The sequence below is a fragment of the Pseudomonas sp. RA_15y_Pfl1_P11 genome (assembly GCF_963970975.1).
Lineage (GTDB): Bacteria > Pseudomonadota > Gammaproteobacteria > Pseudomonadales > Pseudomonadaceae > Aquipseudomonas > Aquipseudomonas tritici.
In genome coordinates, this window is sequence record NZ_CAXAOY010000002.1 from 125,568 (window position 1) to 147,882 (window position 22,315).

Sequence of the window (22,315 nt, forward strand, 5' to 3'; positions counted from 1 at the left end):
AATCAGCCTGCCGAATGGAAACGCTTGGCCATGGTGTAGTGCTTGTTCCAATAGCGGTTGCTCAGTGAATCGATACGGATGTTTTTGCCGCTGCGCGGTGAATGGATAAATTTACCCTCGCCTATATAAAGGCCCACATGGCTGACCTGGCCGCTTCCGTTTCCTCTGAAAAACACCGCGTCGCCGGGCTGGAGCGCGTTGCGCTTGACCGTCGCAGCCGTCGAACGTTGCATTGCCGTTGTGGTGCGCGGTATTCGGATGTTGGCTTGAGTCTTGAACAGATACACCAGCAGGCTGCTGCAATCGAAGCCCTGCTCTGCCGAGGTGCCACCCCATTTGTAAGGCGTACCCAGCAGTTCGTGGGCGCGGTCGACCACATCGTCGATAGTCGCTTTTTTGTGTGAAGCGCTGAAAGGGGGATGGCCTTTCAGGTTGGCCGAAGCCGATGAAAGGGCGAAAGACAGACTGACAATAACCAGGCAACAAAATGACTTGAACATGATGAACGTCGCAGTGGAGTAAACACGGCGCACAGACTAATGATCTCGCAGGTAACCGGATGAATGCCGAATCCTCATGCCCTGTAGGGAAAATCTGAAAACGCCCATCGCGCGTGCAATCAGTAAAATCGCGCACCACTTTGGCGCACGCAGAGAATCCTTCCTCGCTCCATTTAGTGGCGCTACCGCCCTTGCCTACAGGCAATTCCTACTCTCTATCGACATTGGCAAGGCCCTTGCTCTAGCTGTGCTATCGCTCATAGCTGGAAGCTTCCTGATGCTGGTGATCCACCGCCGAATAGCCCCTCAAGCCCTCTGGGCCGCCGAGTTGCTGCTGAATTTCGAAGCACGCAGCAAAAGTCGCCTGCGCTGTTTCAGTGCCGACGGTGAAGACGTTGGCCTTTTCCTGGAGCGCGGCCAGCCGCCGCTGCACGATGGCGAATTCCTACAGGCTGAAGACGGACGCGTCGTACGCGTATGCGCCCGACCTGAACATCTGCTGCACGTCACCTGCAGCAGCGCATTTGAACTGACTCGCGCGGCGTATCACCTGGGTAACCGCCATGTGGCGTTGCAGGTAGGGGACGGCTGGTTGCGCCTGCTAGACGACTACGTGCTCAAGGCCATGCTCGAACAGCTGGGTGCGCAGACCGAAACCATTGAAGCGCCCTTCCAGCCGGAGCACGGTGCTTACGGCGGCGGCCACCATCACTCGCGCCATGGCGATGAAGATTTCAACTACCCACCCAAGCTGCATCAGTTCGGCGTGCGTCTATGAACCCAGCCTGGGCGCTGTTGCGTCTGGCCAGTCCGCAATTGCCGATTGGCGGCTACAGCTATTCCCAGGGCCTGGAAATGGCGGTGGAGAACGGTCGTGTCAATGATGCGGCCACTGCACGACGCTGGATCAGCGATCAGTTGCTGCTCAACCTTGCGCGTTTCGAAGCACCGTTGCTGCTCGCACATTGCCAAGCGGCCTTTGATGAGGATTGGCCGCGCCTGGCGCAATGGTGTGATGAGCATCGCGCCAGCCGCGAGACCCGCGAGCTGTATCAGGAGAGCCGGCAGATGGGCTACTCGCTGCAGCAATTACTCAGCGGCTTGCCGGAACTGGACGACGCCGCCCGCGCATTTCTTGAGCGGTGCGCCGAGCCGCATCTGGCCCTGGGCTGGGCCCTGGCCGCTCGCGCCTGGAGCATCAGCCCCGCTGATGCCCTGGCGGCGTGGTTGTGGAGCTGGCTGGAAAACCAATTGGCCGTGCTGATGAAAACCCTGCCCCTCGGCCAGCAAGCCGCCCAGCGCCTGACCAGCGAACTGCTGCCGCTGCTGCAACAAGCCCAGCAGGACGCCAGCCGCATCGACCCTACCCATTTCGGCAGCGCCGCTTTCGGCCTGTCCCTGGCGTGCATGGCCCACGAGCGCCAGTACAGCCGCCTGTTCCGTTCCTAGGAGAACACAGACATGAACTCACAACCTTTACGTGTTGGCATCGGCGGCCCGGTGGGCTCCGGCAAGACGGCCCTGACCCTGGCGCTGTGCCTTGCGCTGCGTGATCGCTACAACCTGGCAGTGGTCACCAACGACATCTATACCCGCGAAGACGCCGATTTCCTGGTGCGTAACCAAGCCCTGGCGCCGGAGCGCATTATCGGCGTGGAAACCGGCGGCTGCCCGCACACGGCGATCCGTGAAGACGCCTCGATCAACCTCGAAGCCGTGGATCAGCTCAACCGCCGTTTCCCCGGCCTGGACCTGATCCTGGTGGAGTCCGGCGGCGACAACCTTTCGGCCACCTTCAGCCCCGAGCTGTCGGACCTGACCATCTATGTGATCGATGTGTCTGCCGGCGACAAGCTGCCACGCAAGGGCGGGCCTGGTATTTGCAAATCCGACCTGCTGGTGATCAACAAGATCGACCTGGCACCGCTGGTGGGCGCCTCGCTGGAGCTGATGAACAGCGACACCCAGCGCATGCGCAACGGTAAACCCTTTGTGTTCAGCAACCAGAAAACCGGTGTCGGCCTGGATGACATCGTCGCCTTTATCGAACGCCAAGGCCTGCTGACCGCCGCCTGACCAACCCTCAAGGAGCCTGTTTATGAGCCTCAAGAAACTCTTCACCGCCGCCGCCCTGCTGCTGGCCCCTGCCCTCGCCTTCGCTCACCCGGGCCACGGCGACAACGGCCTGGTGGCCGGCATCAGCCATCCCTTGGGTGGCATTGACCACTTGTTGGCCATGGTGGCCGTCGGTTTGTGGGCCGCCCAACAAAAAGGCGCCGCCCGCTGGGCATTGCCGTGCACCTTCGTGGGCACCATGCTGATTGGCGGCGTGCTGGGTTTTGAAGGCTTGGCACTGCCAGCGCTGGAAAGCGGGATTGCTGCATCGGTGCTGGCCCTGGGCCTGGCGGTGGCGCTGGCGGTGCGGCTGCCGTTGTTTGTGGCGGTGGGGGCGACAGCATTGTTCGCGCTGTTCCACGGCGTAGCGCACGGATTGGAGCTGCCGGACATGTCCAACCCTTGGGCGTATGCGGCTGGGTTTGTGGGCGCAACGGCAGTGTTGCACGCGGCGGGTTATGCGGTAGTGCGTTTCCTGCCGGCGGCTGCGGCGCCGTTGGTACGGGTTGCGGGGGCGGCGTCGGCGGCGACTGGGGTTTGGTTGCTTGCCAGTTAAAAGCCGCAAGCTACAAGCTGCAAGTAGACGCCGATTTGCGCCAACTTGCAGCTTGTAGCTCACAACTTACAACTGCCCCTCTGCTACCATGCGCGCCTACACCCCTGCCGTGACGACGCCAGCCAATGCCCAGCGCTTCCCAACCCTCCTTGAACACCGTGCTCACGCACTTCCACAGCCTGATCGTCCCGCTCTGGCAAGGCCCGGGCTGGAACGCCGAGCTGGCGCTGCCCTATGAGGCGCTGGATGCCGATCACCGGCCGCTGCCCCCACAACGCTACCGCGCCATGGCCTGCGCGCGGCAGCTGTACCTGTTTGCCAGTCTGATCGACGAGCCTGGCGCAGCCTTCGCCGAGGAGCGCGCAGCTGTTCTGTTCCGTTCGCTGCAACAGCACTTCCACGACGCCGAGCACGGTGGCTGGTTCTACAGCATCGATCCCACCGGCCAGCCGCTCGATAAGCGCAAAGACCTGTACACCCACGCCTTCATCATCTTCGCCTGCGCCCATTACTGGGCCAAGGTGCGTGCGCCGCTGGTGGAATCGGTGCTCAATGCGGCCCTGGAAGTGGTCGCCGAGCGGTTTTCCACAGGCGACGGCCTGTATGAAGCCGTGCTGGAGCGCAACTGGTCATCGCTTAAATCCGGCCCGCTGCAAAACCCGTTGATGCACTTGGCCGAAGGTTTCCTCGCCACCCTCGCGGTGCGTGAAGATGCCCACGTGCAGGCAGCCCTGCTGGCACTGGCGACAGCCATGCAACAGCGTTTCATCGACCGCCAGCACGGCGTGATGATGGAAAAACCGCTGGGCGCTGTGGATAACTGGTTCGAACCGGGACACCAGTTCGAGTGGTTCTTCTTGCTGGAATCTTCAGATGTACTGCGCGGTACGCCGCTGCATGCGTCGCTGACCCGGGCTTTCGCCTACGCCGAGCAACAGGGTGTGGATAACGTCAGCGGCGCAGTCAGCGGCATGCTGGCGCTGGACGGCACGATGCGTGACGGCACCCAACGTATCTGGGCCCAGGCCGAATACCTGCGGGCACTGACCTTGCGGCCGGACAGCGAAGCGGTGCTACAGCGCCAATTGCTGGCGCTGCAACAGCATTTTCTGCATGAGAAGGGTTGGAATGAATGCCTGGATGCCGAGGGCGTCGTGAGTCGACGGGATATGCCGTCGACTACGCCTTATCATTTGGCAACGTGCTATCAGGGTCTGACCCGGTATCTGGCCTGACTTTCAGGGCCTCTTCGCGAGCAAGCCCGCTCCGACATTTGACCGCGTCCTACCTTTGGAATGCAGGCGAATGTGAGAGCGGGCTTGCTCGCAAAGCAGGCGGCGCTATCTAGAGCTTTACTTGGCCCCGCGCTCAATCGCAAACCCAGCCCAAGTCTGGCTCACCGGCATCAACTCCAACCGGTTGATATTCACATGCGCCGGCGTATTCATGACCCAAAAAATCGTGTCAGCAATATCCTGCGGCTGAATCGGCTCGGCACCAGCATAAGTCGCGTCATACCGCGCCTGGTCACCACCAAAGCGCACCAACGAAAACTCGCTCTCGCACAGGCCGGGCTCGATGTTGGTCACGCGCACGCCGGTACCTTGCAGGTCGCAACGCAGGTTCAACGAGAACTGCTTAACAAACGCCTTGGAGCCGCCATACACATGGCTGCCTGGGTACGGGTAGCTGCCGGCGATGGAGCCCAGGTTGATGATCCCGGCGCCACGGCCATGCGCGATCAGGCGCGGCAGCAGCAGGCTGGTGGTGGTCAACAAGCCCTTGATGTTGGTGTCGACCATGGTTTCCCAATCGTCGAGGCTGCACTTGGGCGCCGGGTCAGTGCCCACGGCCAGGCCGGCGTTGTTGATCAGCCCGCGCAGCTTGGCGAACGACGGCGGCAGGTTGGCGATGGCGTCTTCCATGCCCTTGCGGTCACGCACGTCCACCACCAGGCCATGCACTTCGGTCTGCTTTGAAAGCTCTTCGACCAGCGCATTCAGGCGGTCGGCACGCCGGCCAGTCAGCACCAGTTTCCAGCCGGCGTCTGCAAAACGACGAGCACAGGCTTCGCCGAAACCTGAGGTTGCGCCAGTAATAAACAGCGTGTCGGACATGGTGTTCTCCTTGCGGGCATCGGGAAAAAATCAGCCAGCAGAATGCCCTGACGCCGCAGTGGCGGCAACCGCTAAGCGCATAACTTCATGCGCGACTGATCACTTTTTAACCATTGCGCGCAAAGCCTCATGAACCGTGGCTTGCAGCCATATACGCGCAGGTTATCCACAACTGCGCCCACAGTCTTTGGGGGCAAGTGCAAAAAGCCCCAGGCCTCTATACACAAGGGTTACAAGGGGGTTTAGAAAGTTTTTTGCTTGACCTTAGACGGGGCGTATGTAGACCCACCGACAGGCCGGAAAGCAGAACGATGGCTCCAGGCCAGTCATTCCGGCCTCTGCGGCCGTCTTTCCAGAGTTTAGTCACAGACTTATCCACAGGCTGGCGGGACATATTTCGGTCATATACCTGTGTCTATAAACAGGTTGACAAAGCCCTCGGGCGGTTGAGAAAAAGCCGCTGATCAAAAAACAAGCGACTCGCTGCAAGTCACGGTTTTAAAGGCTTTCAGCCAGCTACTACCACGTTACCCACAGCCGGTTCCACAGTGGGTGGGGACAAGTCAAAACTGTGACAAAACAGGGATTTGTGGCGGCTATATGTCGCGCTTTAGAGGGCGGCTGGATTTGTTTTCCACAATTTCCAGAACCGTCTGTGGATAGCACTAAAAAGACTGCGGGAGCCGCTTTTATGTGGGCTCCCACAGTGGGTGCTGCGTCGTTATTTAGATTAGTGCCCGCCGAGGTAGGCGTTGCGCACTTCCTCGTTTTCCAACAATTCCTTACCAGTACCCGTCAGGCGAATCTCACCGTTAACCATCACATACGCCCGATCCGACAGACGCAACGCATGGTTGGCGTTCTGCTCCACCAGGAAAATAGTCATCCCGGTCGCCGCCAACTCGCGCAGGGTCGAGAAGATCTGCTTCACCACAATCGGCGCCAGCCCCAGGCTTGGCTCGTCCAGCAGCAACAACTTTGGGCGGCTCATCAACGCGCGGGCGATGGCGAGCATTTGCTGTTCGCCACCCGACATGGTCATAGCGCGCTGGTTGCGCCGCTCCTTGAGACGTGGGAACAGCTCGAACATGCGCTGCATGTCTTCCTGCGCGAACTTGTCGCCAATCGGGATGGTGCCCATCAGCAGGTTTTCCTCGACGGTCATGTCGGGGAACACCCGCCGCCCTTCCGGCGACTGCGCAATGCCGTTGGAGGCGATGTAGTGCGATGACTTGTGGGTAATGTCGACGCCGTTGTAGAGGATCTGCCCCGACTCGGCCCGTGGCTGGCCAAAGATCGACATCAGCAGCGTGGACTTGCCCGCGCCGTTGGAGCCGATCAGGCTGACGGTTTCGCCTTCGTTGATATGCAGCGAGACTTTTTTGAGGGCCTGGATCGGACCGTAGTACACGTCCAGGTCCTTCATTTCGAGGATAGGTCCGCTCATACCAGCTCCTCTTCGTCGGCGCCCAGGTAGGCGGCAATCACTTTCGGGTCGTTTCGGATCGCTTCCGGCCCGCCTTCGGCGATCACGTTGCCGTGATCCAGCACCACGATGTGGTCGGAAATACTCATCACCATGCCCATGTCGTGTTCGATCAGCACTACCGTGAGGTCGTGTTCGTCGCGCAGCAGGCGAATCATCGCGCTGAGGGCTTCGGTTTCCTGGGGGTTGAGGCCTGCTGCCGGTTCGTCGAGGCAGATGATCTGCGGCCGCGTGCACATGGCACGTGCGATCTCCAGGCGGCGCTGCTGGCCGTAGGAGAGTTCGCCGGCCAGGCGATTGGCACAGTCCACCAGGTCCACCACCTCCAGCCAGTAGAAGGCGTGGTCAAGGGCATCGCTTTCGGCTTTGCGGTAGCCCTTGGTGTTGAGAATACCGGCGAGCATGCTGCGGTTGACCCACATGTGCTGGGCGACCAGCAGATTTTCCACCACCGACATTTCCTTGAAAAGGCGAATGTTCTGGAAGGTTCGCGCCAGGCCAGCACGGTTCACCAGATGGGTGCCGCCGAACATCTTGTAGTAGACCCGACTGAGGAAGCTCTTCGGCGAGACAAAGTCGACGGCTTTGAAGCGCTCCCCGAGCAGTTGGATCACGTTTGTCTGCTTGCCACGCACATTGAGTTCAATCTTGCCGCCGCTGGCTTTGTAGAAGCCGGTGAGGCAATTGAACACCGTGGTCTTGCCTGCGCCGTTGGGGCCGATCAGGGCGAAGATCGAGTTGCGTTCGACCTTGAGGCTCACATCACTCAAAGCCTTGATGCCACCGAAGTGCATCATCAGGTGTTCCACCTGGAGGACGACTTCCTTGCTCATGGCGCTACCCCCTTACGTGGCGTCACACCGGAACGGCTGATCCGCATCAGGCCGCGTGGTCGCCAGATCATCATCACCACCATCAACACGCCAAACAGCAGCACGCGGTATTCGGAGAAGCTGCGCAGCAGTTCAGGCGCGACGGTCAATACGAAGGCCGCAATCACCACGCCGACCGTCGAACCCATGCCACCCAAGACCACGATGGCCAAAATCAACGCCGACTCAAAGAAGGTAAATGACGACGGGTTGACGAAGCCCTGGTAGCTGGCAAAGAACACCCCGGCCAGGCCCGCGGTAGACGCGCCGATGGTGAACGCCGAGAGCTTGACCAGTACGTGGTTCAGGCCCATGGAGCGGCAGGCGATTTCATCTTCGCGCAGCGCTTCCCAGGCACGGCCGACCGGCATGCGGGTCAGACGATGCTTGATGTACAGCACCAGCATCACCACGATGAACAACACGATGTAGATAAAAATGAACTTGAAATTAGGGCTGTAATCGATGCCGAAAAACTCATGAAAGGGCACCCCACCATCCTTGGCCTTGCGCACGAACTCCAACCCCATGAAGGTCGGTGACGGCACGGGCATGCCATTCGGACCGCCGGTAAACGACAGCCAGTTGTTAAGCACCAAGCGGATGATCTCACCGAAGCCCAGGGTCACGATAGCCAGGTAGTCACCGTGCATTCGTAATACCGGAAACCCGAGGATGCACCCCGCCAGCGCCGCCGCGATGGCCGCCAGTGGCAGCACCGTCCAGAAACCCAGGCCCAGGTATTGATAACCCAGCGCCAGGCCGTAGGCACCGATGGCGTAGAACGCCACGTAGCCCAAGTCGAGCAAGCCAGCCAGGCCTACCACGATGTTCAAGCCCAACCCGAGCAACACGTAGATCAGCCCGAGGATCACCACGGTCAGCAGGTACTTGTTGGCGAAGATCGGGAACACGATGGCGATCACGATCAGTGCCGGAATGATCCAGCGCAGCCGCGATTTATAGTCCGGTTTCTGCACGTGCACGCCGGAGCCGCTGCTCTCTAATCCCTGCAGGATTCTTATACCCTTGGGCGTTTGCAGGAACAGGCTCATGGCGAACCGGCCGAGCATTACAATCGCGACCATCACGCCGACGCGGGCCGGTTCCAGGTTGAAGCTGTAGCCATCGAGGACAACACCGACGATGGGCCCGAAGATGATCAGCGAAATCAGCCCGGCAAGGACTGCATCGACCACACTTTTCTTGATATCGATTGGTTTGGCAGCAGACATGTTTACACCTTAGCCACGAGTGGGCGACCAAGCAGGCCCTGAGGACGGAAAATCAGAATCACCACCAGCAGGGAGAAACTGAACACGTCTTTGTAGTCAGAGTTGATCAACCCCGAGAACAGCGACTCGGAGATACCCAGGATAATCCCGCCCAACATCGCCCCTGGCAGGGAGCCGATGCCGCCGAGTACCGCTGCGGTAAACGCCTTGATGCCGATGATGAAGCCGGCATAGAAATCGAAGGTGCCGTAGTTGAGGGTGATCAGCACGCCGGCCAGGGCCGCCATGGCGGCACCGATGACGAACACATAGGAGATCACCCGGTCGGTGTTGATGCCGAGGATCGAGGCCATCTTGCGGTCTTGCTGGGTCGCGCGGCACATGCGGCCGAGCTTGGTGTACTTGATGATGTAGGTCAGCAACGCCATCCCGGCAAACGCCGCCACGAGAATGAACACCTTGGTGTACGTGAGCTGCACGAACCCGGTGCCGATGTCGACACGCCAGGCGCCTGCCAGCAAGGTTGGAATACCTTGTTGCTTGGCGCCCTGTGCGATCTGCGCGTAGTTCTGCAGGATCAGGGAGATCCCGATGGCGCTGATCAGCGGTGCCAGGCGGGTGGAGTTACGCAGCGGTTTGTAGGCGACACGCTCGATGACCCAACCGTAAACGCCGGTGACGACGACGGTGAAGACCAAGGTGCCAAGAATGAGCAGCGGAAAGGATTCGATGCCGAAGTAAGCCAGCAGTGCCAGACTGATCGCCGCGAGGTAAGCGGAAATCATATAAACCTCGCCGTGGGCGAAGTTGATCATGCCAATGATGCCATAGACCATTGTGTAGCCGATGGCGATCAGGCCATAGACCGACCCGAGGGTCAGGCCATTGACCAGTTGCTGCAGGAAAATACCATCCATAACGCAATCTCACGCGGTGAGCACCTGCACACCGGTGGGTGTGCGGCGCTTCTGGAGGAAAAGACAGATATCGATCACGACACCACTCCCCTGTGGAAGCGGCGGTTCGACGCTTCGACTTGCTCGCGAATGCGGTGTATCAGTCAGCACATTTGCTACCTGACAGACCGCTTTCGCGAGCGAGCCCGCTCCCACATTGGTTAGGTGCTGACTAGCCTTACTTCTGCTTTTCCAACTGGTGGTATTTACCTTCCTTGTCCCACTGGTAAACCACATAGTCGGAGACTTTCAGGTCGCCCTTGGCGTCCCAGGTCTTCTCGCCCATCACGGTTTTCACAGGGTTGGCCTTGAGCCACTTGGCGGCGTCTTCGCCTTTGTCGGACTTGGCGCCGTTGAAGCCGGCGGCCAGGGCCTGGAGCGAAGCGTAGGCGTACAGGGTGTAGCCTTCAGGCTCGTAGCCGGCTTTGCGGAACTCTTCCACCACGGCCTTGCTTTCGGGCAACAGGCGCGGGTCGGCGCCAAAGGTCATGTAGACGCCGTCCACGTATTGCTTGCCGCCTGCGGTGGTGACCAATTCGTCGGTCACTACGCCGTCATCGGACATGAACTTCACATCTTTCAGGCCGGCTTCACGCAGTTGGCGAACCAGCGGACCGGCTTCCGGGTGCAGGCCGCCGAAGTACACGACATCAGCGCCGGTAGAACGGATTTTGGTGACCAGCGCACTGAAGTCTTTCTCGCCACGGGTCAGGCCTTCTTCCAGCACCGGCTTGACGCCGCGCTTGGTCAACTGGGCAGCAGTGGCGTCAGCCAGGCCTTTGCCGTAGGTGTCCTTGTCATTGATCACGGCAATTTTCTTGCCCTTGAGCACGTCGACGATGTAATCGCCGGCGACGATGCCTTGCTGGTCGTCACGCCCGCACATACGGAACATTGCGCTCATGCCGCGCTCGGTCACTTGTGGGTTGGTGGAACCTGGGGTGATGGCGATCACGCCCGCGTCGTTATACACCTCGGACGCCGGGATGGTGTTCGACGAGCAGAAGTGCCCGACCACGCCGATCACTTTGTCCTGGTCGACCAGCCGGTTGGCGACGGCTACGGCCTGCTTGGGTTCGCAGGCATCGTCGCCGGCAACCAGCTTGATCTGTTCACCGTTAATGCCGCCGGCCTTGTTGATCGCATCGGCTGCCGCTTGGGCACCCTTCATGTACTGCTCACCGAATGAGGCGTTGGCGCCAGTCATCGGCCCCGCAACGCCAATCTTCACATCAGCTTGAACAAACGTAGAAACACCCAGCGCCGCTGCAACGGCGAGGGCCAGGAAACCTTTCTTGTAAAACGTCTGGGACATGAGTAGTGCTCCGATATTTTTGATTTTTGGCACGACAACTTGCGTTCAAACTTTTCACTGAAAGCTCAGAGCAAGGCGCGTGCCACTACGTTTTTATTCTTCAAAAAGACACGGTGTCATTGTTATTGCAGGTGTTTCAGCGCCATTCGCAAGGACGTGCAACCGTCTAGCATCACAAGGTGCAACCAGCGGATCGAAAAAGTACAACCTCGGCAGGTCGCACCTGCAACCAACCCGATAAACGACAGTTCCTACAGCTGTAACAAATGACGTAACGGAACTGCACATTTACAGTGCGTGACTGCTACGACTTGCACCAATACAGATTAGTAGCCGACTAAGAAAATGCAGGCTTTTGAGCGGTACTTCGCTGATCAGATCACGATCCTCAGACATTGGCCTGCGTGATACAGCGAAAAACCGGCCTCATAAAGACAGCTGCGCAGACCGACCCCGGCCAGCGGTTGCATGGGCGCGAAGGGAATCGGCAATGCCTGTGGATTCTGGTGACACAAGTAGTCGGCAAACGCTTTGCCGACCACGCTGCCGGTGGTCACGCCGCGTCCGTTATAGCCCGTTACTGCCACCAGGCCAGGGGCGGGTTCGAATAGGCGCATCAAGTGGTCCGGTGTGAAGGCAATGCAGCCGGTCCAGGTATAGTCCCACTGCACCGATTTGAGGTACGGGAAGTAATGCCGCTGCACCCGATCGGCCCACGCCTCGAGGAACCAAGCCGGTTTCTGGTTTCCGTTGCCCAGGCTACCGAGCAACAGGCGGCCATCGGCATCGCGGCGAATGCTGCTCAGCACTTGGCGCGTATCCCACGAGCCTTGGCCGCCGGGAAGGATTTGCTGGGCGGCGTCCCCCGTCAGCGGGACCGACGCGACCTGGTAGTAGTAACCGGGGAAGAAATTGCGCCGCAGTTCGGTCCATTCGCCTTCGGTATAGGCATTTGAGGCGATGACCACCTGTCCAGCCTGCACTGAGCCTTGGGCCGTCTGCACCGACCAGTGCGCACCTTGGCGCTCGAGTTGGGTGACCGGGGAATGGTCGAACAACTGTCCGCCTAGGCCGACAGCCGCATTCGCCAAACCACTGGTGTAAGCCATTGGATTCAAGGTGCCGGCGCGCCGATCCAGCAAGGCTGCCGCGATTTTCTGAGTGCCAGTGGCTTGCTCGCATGCCTGGCCGGTGAGCAATTCCACCGGCGCGCCCCGGCGCTTCCATTGTTCTTCACGACTGCGCAAATCCGCTTCGCCACGGGCGTTGTGCGCCATGTGCAACGTGCCCTCGCGGCGCAATTGGCAATCGATGTTGTATGTGTCGATCAGGCTGAACACCAGCGACGGCGCCGCGCCCAGCATGCGGTTAAGCTGGCTGCCCACCGCCTCGCCGAAACCGGCTTCGATCTCGTCCGGCGGGATCCACAGGCCGGCGTTGACCAGCCCGACGTTACGCCCCGAGCCGCCATGGCCGGTGCGGTGGGCTTCCAGCACGGCAACGCTTTTACCCTGCTCCAGCAAGTGAACGGCCGCCGACAGCCCTGTGATCCCGGCGCCGATCACGCACACATCCACGTTGACCTCGCCCTTGAGCGCGACGCGATCCGGCCTGCCAGGGGTGAGGTGTTCCCACAAACATGTTTCGCGCAGTGCCATTGCCAGACTCCGATGAGACCTAACAAACAACCATTTCAGGGTTGTAAACCCAATCAACTGTGGGAGCAGGCAAGCCAGCTCCCACATTTTGACCTCACTCCGACTGAGAGATCAGTCGAAGGTAATACCCTGGGCCAATGGCAGCTCCAGCGAGTAATTCACCGTATTGGTCTGCCGCCGCATATACCCGCGCCACGCATCCGAGCCCGATTCACGCCCACCGCCCGTCTCTTTCTCACCGCCAAACGCACCGCCGATTTCCGCGCCGCTCGGGCCGATGTTGACGTTGGCGATGCCGCAGTCACTGCCCACGGCCGACATGAACTGCTCGGCTTCGCGCACATCGGTAGTGAAGATGCATGACGACAAACCTTGCGGCACGGCGTTGTTCAGACGCAGGGCTTCAGCGAAATCGGTGTAGCCAATCACGTAAAGAATCGGCGCAAACGTTTCAGTGCACACCACGTCGCTTTGCTCGGGCATTTCGACGATGGCCGGCGACACGTAGTAGGCGTTAGGGAATGTGTCTTGCAGTTGGCGCTTGCCGCCGAACACCTTGCCGCCTTCGCTCAAGGCTTGCTCCAGGGCATCCTGCATGTTCTCGAAGCCGTGTTTGTCGATCAGTGGGCCGATCAGGTTGCCTTCCAGCGGGTGGCCGATGCGCACCTTGGAATAGGCGGCCTTGAGGCGGGTGACGATTTCCTGCTTCACCGATTCGTGGGCGATCAGTCGGCGCAGCGTGGTGCAACGCTGACCGGCGGTGCCGACGGCGCTGAACAGGATGGCGCGCACGGCCATGTCCAGGTCGGCGCTTGGGCCGAGGATCATTGCATTGTTGCCGCCCAGCTCCAGGATGCTGCGGGCAAAACGTGCGGCGACTTTCGGTGCCACTTCGCGGCCCATGCGGGTGCTGCCGGTGGCGCTGATCAACCCGACGCGCGGGTCATCCACCAGAACGGCGCCGGCGTCGCGGCCGCCGATGATCACTTGGCTGAGGTACTCGGGAGCGCCGTCGAATTTCTTCAGCACACGCTCGAACAGCGCCTGGCAGGCCAAGGCGGTAAGCGGGGTCTTTTCCGAGGGTTTCCAGATCACCGCGTTGCCACACACCAGCGCCAGGGTGGTGTTCCACGCCCACACGGCGACCGGGAAGTTGAAGGCGCTGATCACGCCGACCACGCCCAGTGGGTGCCAGGTTTCACGCATATGGTGGCCCGGGCGTTCGGAGGCGATCGTCAAACCGTACAGCTGGCGCGACAGGCCGACGGCGAAGTCACAGATGTCGATCATTTCCTGCACTTCGCCCAGGCCTTCCTGGGTGATCTTGCCGGCTTCCCAGGACACCAGTTCGCCGAGATCGGCCTTGTACTCGCGCAACACATCACCGAACTGACGCACCAGTTCGCCGCGGCGCGGTGCGGGCACGTTGCGCCAGGCCTGGAATGCATGCTCAGCGCGACTGACCTGTTGCTCTACCTCGGCGGCGCCTTCCCAGTTCACGCTGCCGATACGGCTGCCATCGATCGGCGAATGCACGGGTTGTTTCCCAGACTGGTACAGCGCCGGGTTTACCCCGAGACGATCAAGCAATGCGGCAACCATGGGTCACTCCTTCAATGTTCAAAACAGAAAATAGCGCCGCCGACAGACACGGCGATCCAGAGCTTATTTGTAGCTGGCCCAAGACGTGCCAACAAACGACGATTAGGCGAGATATCATTCCGTTTATTCATGCAAAGAATAAAAAGAGGCGTGCCGTGCTCAATAAAAGACATTTGCCCTCGATCACTGCCTTGCAGTGCTTCGAAGCCGCCACCCGCCACCTGAGTTTCACCCGCGCCGCCGAGGAACTGAACCTCACGCAGAGCGCGGTGAGTAAGCAGGTGGCGCAGTTGGAAGAGTTGTTACAACACCTGCTGTTTCGCCGGGTGCGCCGCCGCTTGCAGATGACGCCAGCGGGCGACCTGTACCTGGTGGAAGTGCGCAAGATCCTCACGCAGGTGGAGATGTCCACCCACTACCTGCGTTCCTACGGCGGCGAGACCGAAGTGTTGCGGGTGTCTACGCCCTACACCTTCGGCGCGCGCTGGCTGGTACCGCGCCTCAAGGGATGGCGGCTGCGTCACCCGCAGATCCATCTAGACCTGTGTAATGAGCAGGCGCCGGACGAGCTTTTGCAAGGCAAGGCCGACATGGCCTTCTACTTTGGCCAGGGCTCACGCCCCGGCACCGAGAGCCTGAAGCTGTTCAGCGAAGAGCTTGTACCTGTCTGTGCACCGGAAAGCCTGCCCGCGCAGCCGTTCACCGATCCCACGCAACTCAGCGATCTGGTCCTGCTGCAAAACGCCTCACGGCCGCAGGGCTGGCATGACTGGTTCGCCAGCCAGGGCTATCAGACAGAGCACAGTTACCACGGGCCACGATTCGACACGTTCTATATGTGTATTCGTGCAGCGCAGGTGGGCTGTGGCGTGGCGTTGTTGCCGCGCTTTCTGGTGGAAGAAGAGTTGGCCGAAGGCAAGCTGGTGATCCCCTGGCAGCATGCGCTGCCGAGCCAGGATGCGTATTACTTGGCCTACCCCGAACATTCGGCGGAAGTGCCCAAGGTGCGTGAGTTTGTGAAGTGGATGATGGAGCAGGTGCTATAGCGCCTGCGATGGCGCCAGTGGCCTTACCGAAAAAATCACTGGCAAAACAACACAGGTCTATGCGCCACTAGCCCTCTTCCCTAATTGTGCGTAAAGGTCGGCGCCCATTGCCGACCCGTCTGGAGATTCCCGCTATGAGCGAGAGTGTGTTTGCCGATCGCATCGTGCAGAACTTGCTCGACACCGACTTCTACAAGCTGACCATGATGCAGGCGGTGCTGCACAACTACCCCAACGTGGAAGTTGAATGGGAGTTTCGTTGCCGAAACAGCGAAGACCTGCGCCCGTACCTGGCGGAGATCCGCTACCAGATCGAACGCCTCGCCGAACTGAGCCTGAGCCCGGACCAGCTGGGTTTCCTGGAACGCATCAGCTTCATGAAGCCGGATTTTTTGCGCTTCCTCGGCCTGTTCCGTTTCAACCTGCGCTACGTGCAAACCGGCATCGAGAACGGCGAGTTGTTCATCCGCCTGCGTGGGCCGTGGCTGCATGTGATCCTGTTTGAGGTGCCAATGCTGGCCATCGTCAGCGAGGTGCGTAACCGCTACCGCTACCAGACCGTGATCATCGAACAGGCCCGCGAGCAGTTGTATCGCAAATTCGACTGGCTGACGGCGAATGCCAGCAGCGATGAGCTGTCGGAACTGCAAGTGGCCGACTTCGGCACGCGCCGGCGCTTCTCGTACCGCGTGCAGGAGGAAGTGGTCAGTGTGCTCAAGCACGATTTCCCCGGGCGTTTTGTCGGCACCAGCAACGTGCACCTGGCCCGTGAATTCGATATGAAGCCGCTGGGCACCATGGCGCACGAATGGATCATGGCGCACCAGCAACTCGGCCCACGCCTGATCGACAGCCAGATCGCCGCACTCGATTGCTGGGTCCGCGAATACCGTGGGCTGCTGGGCATTGCCCTGACCGATTGCATCACCACCGACGCGTTCCTCGGCGACTTCGATTTGTACTTCGCCAAGTTGTTCGACGGCCTGCGCCATGACTCCGGCGACCCGGTGCAATGGGCGGAAAAAGCCATCGCCCATTACCATAAGCTGGGCATCGAGCCGATGAGCAAGACCCTGGTGTTCTCCGACAGCCTGTCGCTGCCCAAGGCCCTGGAGATATTCCGCGCACTGCGGGGTCGGATCAATGTGAGCTTTGGCATTGGTACCAACCTGACCTGCGATATTCCAGGTGTCGAGCCGATGAGCATCGTGCTTAAAATGACCGCCTGCAATGGCCAGCCCGTCGCGAAGATCTCCGATGAAGCGGGCAAGACCCACTGCACCGACCCGAATTTTGTCGCCTACTTGCGTCATGTTTTCAAAGTACCTGCCATCTCTAGCAAGGAGTGAATCATGCAAGCCGTACAGCGTGAGATTGCTGAACAGCTCAAGGTCCAAGCGCCGTTCAAAGACCAGGCCGCCCTCGAGGCCGAAATCTCCCGGCGCGTGACCTTTATCCAGAACTGCCTGCGCAATGCCGGGCTCAAAGCGTTGGTGCTGGGCATCAGCGGTGGCGTCGACTCCCTGACCGCCGGCCTGTTGGCCCAACGCGCGATGCAGGAACTGCGCGCCAGCACCGGTGATGACGCCTACCGTTTTATCGCCGTGCGCCTGCCCTACGAAACCCAGTTCGATGAAATCGACGCCCAGGCCTCGGTGGACTTTATCGAACCGGACGAGCGCCACACCGTGAACATCGGCCCGGCAGTGAAAGCCCTGGCCAATGAAGTGGCGGCGTTTGAAGGCAAGGCTGCCGTATCCCGCGATTTCGTGCTGGGCAACACCAAGGCGCGCATGCGCATGGTGGCGCAGTACACCATCGCCGGCGCGGCCGGGGGCCTGGTGATTGGCACCGACCATGCAGCAGAAGCGGTGATGGGCTTTTTCACCAAGTTTGGTGATGGCGCGTGCGATCTGGCGCCATTGAGCGGGCTGGTGAAGAACCAGGTGCGCGCAATTGCACGGCACTTTGGTGCGCCGGAATCGTTGGTGGAGAAAGTGCCGACGGCGGACCTGGAAGACCTGTCGCCGGGCAAGCCGGACGAAGCGTCACATGGCGTGACCTACACCGAGATAGATGCATTCCTGCACGGCGAGCCGGTGCGTGAGGAAGCGTTCCGGATTATCTGTGAGACGTATCGCAAGACTGAGCACAAACGGGTGATGCCGTTTGCGCCGTGAGGTGAGCCAGATAGGCTTGTGTTGACTGTCAGACCGCTATCGCAGGCAAGCCAGCTCCCACAGTTGACCGGGTTCCAGCATGAAAATGCGGTTGAATGTGGGAGCTGGCTTGCCTGCGATGAACGATGACTCGGTTCAACTGACCGCCCACAAAAAAGCGCCCTTCGGGGCGCTTTTTTTCGACCGGAGTCGGCTTACTTAACGGTCACAGTACCTTTCATCATCGAGATGTGGCCTGGGAACGAGCAGAAGAACGCGTAATCAGTACCGGCGGCCAGCTTCGACACGTCGAAGGTTACCGAGTCTTTCTCGCCAGCACCGATGATCTTGGTGTGGGCGATGATGCGGTCATCGCCTGGCTTGAGGTAGTCTTTGTCGATGCCGGCGGCCATGCCGTCAGTGGCGACTGGCTGCATGTTGGCGGCGCTGGTCAGCACCCAGTTGTGGCCCATGACGTTTTTCGGCAGGTTGCCGGAGTGAGTCAGCTCGACGGTGAAGGTCTTGCAGCTCTTGTCGATTTCGATGGCTTTGGTGTTGAAGGACATTTGGTCAGTGGAGTCGACGGTGACCTTGCACTCTGCAGCAAGCAACTGGCCGCTCGCCAGAGTGAGCAGGGAAACAGCAACGAGTTTGGCAAACATGTGAATCTCCAAGGCAGGGTTTAAAAACGCGTATTGCGACTAGGGTGCCTGAAGCAGGCCGAAATGCTTATGATCTGAATCAACAGATTGTATACAACTTTAGGCTATCAGACCTATCAACACAATCTACCAGCCAAAGTACCGGCACCTGCTTATGATCGGCTCATTCCCCCCTGGAGCCTACGCCATGCACCTCAACCAACTGTTCAACGGCCTGCTGGCTGCCTACGCCTGCGGTAAGTGAGGCACAAGCGCGCTGCTAAGCTGCTACCATAGCGACCCAAGGCAGCTGCCCGCCGCCCACCCTCACCTTCGACCCTAGAGGATCGCCCATGGCCAAACCTAATTACTCCTTCGCCAAACGTCAGAGAGACTTGGCCAAGGAACAGAAGAAAGAGGAAAAACTGCAACGCAAGAAAGCCGCTGCTGACGAAGAAGCGGGCGCACTGAGCCCGGATGCGGAAGGTGAAGTGGCAGTAGACGAAACGGAAACACCGAAAGATCCGGCTGAATAATTTCCTTTGTGCTGAGCCGGCCCGATCGGCGCGACCGGCTCGGCACAATCCACCTCTACTCCAGCGGCATCACCGTCACCCGAACCTCCGGGTCATGACTCCCTCCCCCCAGAATCACCCCTCGCAACGGCGACACATCGGAAAAATCCCGGCCCCAGGCCAGGGTGATGTGCTCTAGAGCCGGCTGCACATTGTTTGTCGGATCAAAATCCACCCAACCTGATACCGGGCAATACACCGAGACCCACGCGTGGGATGCATCGGCGCCGATCAGCCGTGGCTGGCCGGGTGGTGGCTGAGTAAGCAGGTAGCCGCTGATATAGCGCGCCGCCAGGCCCCGTGAGCGCAGGCACGCCAACATCAGGTGAGCAAAGTCCTGGCACACACCGCGCCGGCGCTCCAGCACTTCCACCAACGGCGTCGCGACCTGGGTGGCTTCGGCATCGAAGGTGAATTCGCTGAAGATCTTTTCCATCAGCGCCTGCACGCCCAGCAGTAAAGGCTGGCCAGGCGGGAAACAGCTTTCGGAGAACTCGACGAAGGTCTGCTTCAAGTGCACGTAGGGCGATTCGAAGCGGTAGCGGCACGCTTCGATCAGCTCAGGTGACATGGGATGGCTGCTGTAGGTCAGGCTGTCGCGGGTCTGGTCCCAGGCCGGCGATTGTTGGAAATCCAGCACCGGTCGCGCCAGCACTTCCACGGTCAGCCCGGCATTCACCAGCAATTCGTCATGGGGACGTTCGAACGCAAGACGGGTGATCGGGTTGCCGAACACATCCAGCTCATCACGGCGCGACGTTGGTTCCGGGCTGATCTCCAGCTGCTGCGAGCTGCAACGCTGCCAGGCGCACGGCCGTGGCCACAGGTGCGCCAACTGCTGGGCCAGGGACACCGGGCTGTCGTAGTGGTAATGGGTATCGTGAAAAATCTGGTAGCGCGCACTCATCACACCGACACCGTTTGTTGGCTGACATCATCCACATGGGCAAAGTGGCGCAAGGCCAGGCGATCCGACACTTGCCCACTTTCATCGGCCACCGCTTGCAGCAGGTCGGCCAGGCCGTCCAACGCGGCACGCACGCTGGATTCGCCAAACAGCGGGTTCTCCAGGCAGCCCAGGTCGAAACGCGACAGGCGCTCCACCAACGGGGCGAGACCGGTTTCCCGGGGTACGCCGAAATCGTCGTTGAGACGCCGCAGGGTACGGCTCACCAGCTTGAGCTGGAACAACACCGCATGCGGGTTCTGCTCGTCCAGCAGCAACAGGTCGAGCACCGGGATCAACTGCGGCACCGCCAGGTAGCGCGAGCGATAGGTGATGCTGCTGTTGCCCAGCTCCAACAACCACTCCAGCCCGGCCTGATCGAACACCGCCACGCCCCGCAGGAAGGCGGCAAGGCTGCTGCTAAGAAATTGCAGGCGCTCGATGCGCCGGCCCATCATCAAAAAGCGCCAGCCTTCATCGCGGGTCATGTCGTCCAGGGCAAACCCGGACAGCGCCGCCAGGGACATCACCAGGCGGTTGAGGAAATCCAGCAATTCGCCAAAGTCCGGCGTCTCGCTTTCCAGTTCCAGGGCTTCGCGCTGCAGCTCCACCAGGGCCTGCCAGTTTTCCCGGGATAGCTTGCCGCGCACCTGGGACGCCGCCCACTGCAAGCGTTGCAGGTTGGCGCGCAGGCTCGAGGGCCAGTCATCACCGAGCAAGGCCGCGAGCAGGCGCTCCGGCAATTCGCCCTCTTCCGGCAGAAGGCGCAGGTTTTCGCCCAACTCGACGGCCGCCTGCAAGGCCAGCGCGTCATCGCCATCGACATACCGCGCCAGCACAACGCGCAACCAGCGAGCGCTGTCATCACAGCGCTCGCAGTAACGACCAAACCAGAACAGGTTTTCCACTACCCGCGACGGCAGATACGGATCGCGGCGCACTAGGTCATGGGCACCAATGGCGCGTTGCGCACGCCAGTGTTCGCTACCGGCTGCGCGTTCGCCGAGCACCCAGGTGTCTTTGCTGGCGCCTCCGCGTTGCATCGACACCACTTCGGCATCGGCCTCGGCGGCCACGCGGGTCAGCCCGCCGGGAAGCACGCGATAACCGTCGGCGCTGGCCACGGCATAAACACGCATGCCGATGGCGCGATGTTGCAGGTGGTCATCCACGGTGTGCCACACCGGTGCCTGGGACAATTGCGCCAGTTCCTGGGCGACGTAGGCGTAAGGCCGCGCGCGCATGCGTTCGGCCAGGGCTTGGCGCTCTTCGTCGCTCAGGTCACGGCCGAACACCGGCGCGAAACTTTGCGACGGGAAAGCCGGCTTTATCAGCAGCTCCGGCAACTTTTCCAGAGCCTCGGCCAGCACCGGCGCTTCACCGCACCACCACGTGGCAATGGACGGCAGGATCAGTGTTTCACCGAACAGAAATTCGTTGATCTTCGGCAGGAAGCCGAGCAAACCGGGCGACTCCAGCACACCGCTGCCCAAGGCATTGGCCACCAACACATTGCCTTGGCGCACCGCATCGAGCAGGCCGGGGACGCCGAGGGCTGAATCGGTGCGCAGCTCCAGTGGGTCGCAAAAGTCGTCGTCGAGACGACGCATGATTGCGTGCACCCGGCGCAGGCCGCTGAGGGTTTTCAGGAACACCGTGCTGTCACGCACGGTGAGGTCGCCGCCTTCCACCAGCGGGTAGCCGAGTTGGCGGGCGAGGTAGAGGTGTTCAAAGTAACTTTCGTTGAATCGGCCCGGCGTGAGCAGAACGATCAGTGGCTGTTGATCATTCCCGGGCGCCTGTCGGACCAATGTTTCCTGGAGCGTACGGAAGAACCCCGTGAGGTGCTGCACCTGCAGATCACGGTACAGCTCCGGGAACGCGCGGGACACGATGGTGCGGTTCTCCAGCGCGTAACCAGCACCCGACGGCGCCTGTGTGCGGTCGGCGGTGACCCACCAGCGGCCATCCGGGGTGCGCGCCAGGTCCACGGCGTACAGGTGCAGGAAAGCACCGTCCGGCGGCTGGATGCCCTGGCACGGCCACAGGAAGTTGTTGTGCCCAAACACCAGTTCGGCCGGCAGCAAGCCTTCCTTGATCAGGCGCTGCGGGCCATAGAGATCGGCCAGCACGGCATTGAGCAGCCGTGCACGCTGGGCAATACCGGCCGACAGGTGCTGCCACTCATCGGCTGCGAGCACGTGGGGCAACAGGTCAAGTTCCCATGGGCGGTCGGCGCCCTTGGGGTCGGCGTAGACGTTGTAGGTCACGCCGTTTTCCTGGATCTGCCGGGTCAGCAGCGCCTGGCGTTGGGCCAGTTGCGCGGGTGTGCTGCGTTTCAGGTGGTCGAGCAGGCGCTGCCAATGGGCACGCACCGCGCCGCTGTCGTCCAGCAGTTCATGATAGGTGCCCGCGGTCAGCGGGTAACGGTCGAGCAAATCGGACATGGAACGCTCGGCAGAGGCAAGGGGGCTCAGATTAACTCAACAAACACTGCAAATCCCCTTGTGGGAACGGGTTTGCTCACGAATGCGGA

At 60.5% G+C, this 22,315-nt stretch carries 21 protein-coding genes; 9 read left to right on the plus strand and 12 right to left on the minus strand.

Annotated features, from left to right (window positions below; translation table 11 throughout):
* Positions 1 to 2: 2 nt before the first annotated feature.
* The gene (locus AACY44_RS02755; protein ID WP_339415693.1) at positions 3 to 500 is read right to left on the minus strand and encodes a C40 family peptidase; all 498 of its coding nucleotides are present in this window, start codon (positions 498 to 500) and stop codon (positions 3 to 5) included.
* A gap of 277 nt (positions 501 to 777) precedes the next feature.
* Here AACY44_RS02755 and ureE point away from each other — a divergent pair, with 277 nt between their 5' ends.
* The 5 genes from ureE (at position 778) to AACY44_RS02780 (ending at position 4,406) form a co-directional block, all read left to right on the plus strand.
* Positions 778 to 1,278 carry an urease accessory protein UreE gene (gene ureE, locus AACY44_RS02760; protein ID WP_049710268.1) on the plus strand — a complete coding sequence of 167 codons (501 nt, stop codon included), beginning with the start codon at positions 778 to 780 and terminating at the stop codon, positions 1,276 to 1,278.
* Positions 1,275 to 1,949: an urease accessory protein UreF gene (locus tag AACY44_RS02765; protein WP_339415692.1), complete on the plus strand. Its 675-nt coding sequence runs from the start codon at positions 1,275 to 1,277 to the stop codon at positions 1,947 to 1,949. The genes ureE and AACY44_RS02765 overlap by 4 nt, the downstream gene beginning before the upstream one ends.
* Before the next feature lie 12 nt (positions 1,950 to 1,961).
* Positions 1,962 to 2,576: an urease accessory protein UreG gene (gene ureG, locus AACY44_RS02770; protein WP_065874333.1), complete on the plus strand. Its 615-nt coding sequence runs from the start codon at positions 1,962 to 1,964 to the stop codon at positions 2,574 to 2,576.
* Positions 2,577 to 2,598: 22 nt separating this feature from the next.
* Positions 2,599 to 3,171 (plus strand): HupE/UreJ family protein, encoded by a 573-nt coding sequence (locus AACY44_RS02775; RefSeq protein WP_339415691.1) that lies wholly within the window; start codon positions 2,599 to 2,601, stop codon positions 3,169 to 3,171.
* Positions 3,172 to 3,296: 125 nt separating this feature from the next.
* Positions 3,297 to 4,406 (plus strand): AGE family epimerase/isomerase, encoded by a 1,110-nt coding sequence (locus tag AACY44_RS02780; RefSeq protein WP_339415689.1) that lies wholly within the window; start codon positions 3,297 to 3,299, stop codon positions 4,404 to 4,406.
* A 117-nt stretch (positions 4,407 to 4,523) separates the two neighbouring features.
* On the opposite strand, the gene AACY44_RS02785 is transcribed toward AACY44_RS02780, so the two are convergent.
* From AACY44_RS02785 to amaB, 8 genes are all read right to left on the minus strand, one after another.
* Positions 4,524 to 5,288 (minus strand): SDR family oxidoreductase, encoded by a 765-nt coding sequence (locus tag AACY44_RS02785; protein WP_339415687.1) that lies wholly within the window; start codon positions 5,286 to 5,288, stop codon positions 4,524 to 4,526.
* 730 nt (positions 5,289 to 6,018) lie between these two features.
* Positions 6,019 to 6,735 (minus strand): ABC transporter ATP-binding protein, encoded by a 717-nt coding sequence (locus AACY44_RS02790; RefSeq protein WP_339415685.1) that lies wholly within the window; start codon positions 6,733 to 6,735, stop codon positions 6,019 to 6,021.
* Complete coding sequence (locus tag AACY44_RS02795) at positions 6,732 to 7,607, minus strand: ABC transporter ATP-binding protein (protein WP_339415684.1); 876 nt, start codon at positions 7,605 to 7,607, stop codon at positions 6,732 to 6,734. Before AACY44_RS02795 ends, AACY44_RS02790 begins: the two co-directional genes overlap by 4 nt.
* Positions 7,604 to 8,881, minus strand: a complete 1,278-nt coding sequence (livM, locus tag AACY44_RS02800) for a high-affinity branched-chain amino acid ABC transporter permease LivM (protein ID WP_339415683.1) — start codon at positions 8,879 to 8,881, stop codon at positions 7,604 to 7,606. The genes AACY44_RS02795 and livM overlap by 4 nt, the downstream gene beginning before the upstream one ends.
* A gap of 2 nt (positions 8,882 to 8,883) precedes the next feature.
* Positions 8,884 to 9,798, minus strand: a complete 915-nt coding sequence (locus AACY44_RS02805) for an ABC transporter permease subunit (RefSeq protein WP_048727385.1) — start codon at positions 9,796 to 9,798, stop codon at positions 8,884 to 8,886.
* Between the two features lie 217 nt (positions 9,799 to 10,015).
* Complete coding sequence (locus AACY44_RS02810; RefSeq protein WP_339415680.1) at positions 10,016 to 11,152, minus strand: branched-chain amino acid ABC transporter substrate-binding protein; 1,137 nt, start codon at positions 11,150 to 11,152, stop codon at positions 10,016 to 10,018.
* Between the two features lie 374 nt (positions 11,153 to 11,526).
* A complete protein-coding gene (amaA, locus tag AACY44_RS02815; RefSeq protein WP_339415679.1) occupies positions 11,527 to 12,810 on the minus strand; it encodes an L-pipecolate oxidase in 1,284 nt (427 codons plus the stop codon).
* 111 nt (positions 12,811 to 12,921) lie between these two features.
* On the minus strand, positions 12,922 to 14,412 hold the full coding sequence (gene amaB / locus AACY44_RS02820) for an L-piperidine-6-carboxylate dehydrogenase (protein WP_339529768.1): 1,491 nt from the start codon (positions 14,410 to 14,412) through the stop codon (positions 12,922 to 12,924).
* 155 nt (positions 14,413 to 14,567) lie between these two features.
* On the opposite strand from amaB, the gene AACY44_RS02825 reads away from it, so the two are divergent.
* The 3 genes from AACY44_RS02825 (at position 14,568) to nadE (ending at position 17,638) form a co-directional block, all read left to right on the plus strand.
* Entirely contained in the window at positions 14,568 to 15,458 is an 891-nt protein-coding gene (locus AACY44_RS02825) for a LysR family transcriptional regulator (protein WP_339415677.1), read from the plus strand.
* A 134-nt stretch (positions 15,459 to 15,592) separates the two neighbouring features.
* Positions 15,593 to 16,807 carry a nicotinate phosphoribosyltransferase gene (pncB, locus tag AACY44_RS02830; protein WP_339427243.1) on the plus strand — a complete coding sequence of 405 codons (1,215 nt, stop codon included), beginning with the start codon at positions 15,593 to 15,595 and terminating at the stop codon, positions 16,805 to 16,807.
* A gap of 3 nt (positions 16,808 to 16,810) precedes the next feature.
* Complete coding sequence (gene nadE, locus AACY44_RS02835; RefSeq protein WP_339427244.1) at positions 16,811 to 17,638, plus strand: ammonia-dependent NAD(+) synthetase; 828 nt, start codon at positions 16,811 to 16,813, stop codon at positions 17,636 to 17,638.
* A gap of 194 nt (positions 17,639 to 17,832) precedes the next feature.
* Here nadE and azu read toward each other — a convergent pair whose 3' ends face one another.
* Positions 17,833 to 18,279 carry an azurin gene (azu, locus tag AACY44_RS02840; protein WP_010213586.1) on the minus strand — a complete coding sequence of 149 codons (447 nt, stop codon included), beginning with the start codon at positions 18,277 to 18,279 and terminating at the stop codon, positions 17,833 to 17,835.
* Positions 18,280 to 18,611: 332 nt separating this feature from the next.
* Between azu and AACY44_RS02845 the strand changes: the two genes are divergently transcribed.
* Positions 18,612 to 18,794 (plus strand): hypothetical protein, encoded by a 183-nt coding sequence (locus AACY44_RS02845; RefSeq protein ID WP_339415674.1) that lies wholly within the window; start codon positions 18,612 to 18,614, stop codon positions 18,792 to 18,794.
* A gap of 55 nt (positions 18,795 to 18,849) precedes the next feature.
* On the opposite strand, the gene AACY44_RS02850 is transcribed toward AACY44_RS02845, so the two are convergent.
* Together AACY44_RS02850 and AACY44_RS02855 are read right to left on the minus strand one after the other, a co-directional pair.
* Positions 18,850 to 19,740 (minus strand): transglutaminase family protein, encoded by an 891-nt coding sequence (locus AACY44_RS02850; protein WP_049710283.1) that lies wholly within the window; start codon positions 19,738 to 19,740, stop codon positions 18,850 to 18,852.
* Entirely contained in the window at positions 19,740 to 22,226 is a 2,487-nt protein-coding gene (locus AACY44_RS02855; RefSeq protein WP_339455636.1) for a circularly permuted type 2 ATP-grasp protein, read from the minus strand. The genes AACY44_RS02850 and AACY44_RS02855 overlap by 1 nt, the downstream gene beginning before the upstream one ends.
* Between the last annotated feature and the right edge of the window lie 89 nt (positions 22,227 to 22,315).

Bases quoted from the DNA above. Each gene is read 5' to 3' on its own strand.
- AACY44_RS02755 (WP_339415693.1), bottom strand. From the start codon at position 500: ATGTTCAAGTCATTTTGTTGCCTGGTTATTGTCAGTCTGTCTTTCGCC.
- ureE (WP_049710268.1), top strand. From the start codon at position 778: ATGCTGGTGATCCACCGCCGAATAGCCCCTCAAGCCCTCTGGGCCGCC.
- AACY44_RS02765 (WP_339415692.1), top strand. From the start codon at position 1,275: ATGAACCCAGCCTGGGCGCTGTTGCGTCTGGCCAGTCCGCAATTGCCG.
- ureG (WP_065874333.1), top strand. From the start codon at position 1,962: ATGAACTCACAACCTTTACGTGTTGGCATCGGCGGCCCGGTGGGCTCC.
- AACY44_RS02775 (WP_339415691.1), top strand. From the start codon at position 2,599: ATGAGCCTCAAGAAACTCTTCACCGCCGCCGCCCTGCTGCTGGCCCCT.
- AACY44_RS02780 (WP_339415689.1), top strand. From the start codon at position 3,297: ATGCCCAGCGCTTCCCAACCCTCCTTGAACACCGTGCTCACGCACTTC.
- AACY44_RS02785 (WP_339415687.1), bottom strand. From the start codon at position 5,288: ATGTCCGACACGCTGTTTATTACTGGCGCAACCTCAGGTTTCGGCGAA.
- AACY44_RS02790 (WP_339415685.1), bottom strand. From the start codon at position 6,735: ATGAGCGGACCTATCCTCGAAATGAAGGACCTGGACGTGTACTACGGT.
- AACY44_RS02795 (WP_339415684.1), bottom strand. From the start codon at position 7,607: ATGAGCAAGGAAGTCGTCCTCCAGGTGGAACACCTGATGATGCACTTC.
- livM (WP_339415683.1), bottom strand. From the start codon at position 8,881: ATGTCTGCTGCCAAACCAATCGATATCAAGAAAAGTGTGGTCGATGCA.
- AACY44_RS02805 (WP_048727385.1), bottom strand. From the start codon at position 9,798: ATGGATGGTATTTTCCTGCAGCAACTGGTCAATGGCCTGACCCTCGGG.
- AACY44_RS02810 (WP_339415680.1), bottom strand. From the start codon at position 11,152: ATGTCCCAGACGTTTTACAAGAAAGGTTTCCTGGCCCTCGCCGTTGCA.
- amaA (WP_339415679.1), bottom strand. From the start codon at position 12,810: ATGGCACTGCGCGAAACATGTTTGTGGGAACACCTCACCCCTGGCAGG.
- amaB (WP_339529768.1), bottom strand. From the start codon at position 14,412: ATGGTTGCCGCATTGCTTGATCGTCTCGGGGTAAACCCGGCGCTGTAC.
- pncB (WP_339427243.1), top strand. From the start codon at position 15,593: ATGAGCGAGAGTGTGTTTGCCGATCGCATCGTGCAGAACTTGCTCGAC.
- nadE (WP_339427244.1), top strand. From the start codon at position 16,811: ATGCAAGCCGTACAGCGTGAGATTGCTGAACAGCTCAAGGTCCAAGCG.
- azu (WP_010213586.1), bottom strand. From the start codon at position 18,279: ATGTTTGCCAAACTCGTTGCTGTTTCCCTGCTCACTCTGGCGAGCGGC.
- AACY44_RS02845 (WP_339415674.1), top strand. From the start codon at position 18,612: ATGGCCAAACCTAATTACTCCTTCGCCAAACGTCAGAGAGACTTGGCC.
- AACY44_RS02850 (WP_049710283.1), bottom strand. From the start codon at position 19,740: ATGAGTGCGCGCTACCAGATTTTTCACGATACCCATTACCACTACGAC.
- AACY44_RS02855 (WP_339455636.1), bottom strand. From the start codon at position 22,226: ATGTCCGATTTGCTCGACCGTTACCCGCTGACCGCGGGCACCTATCAT.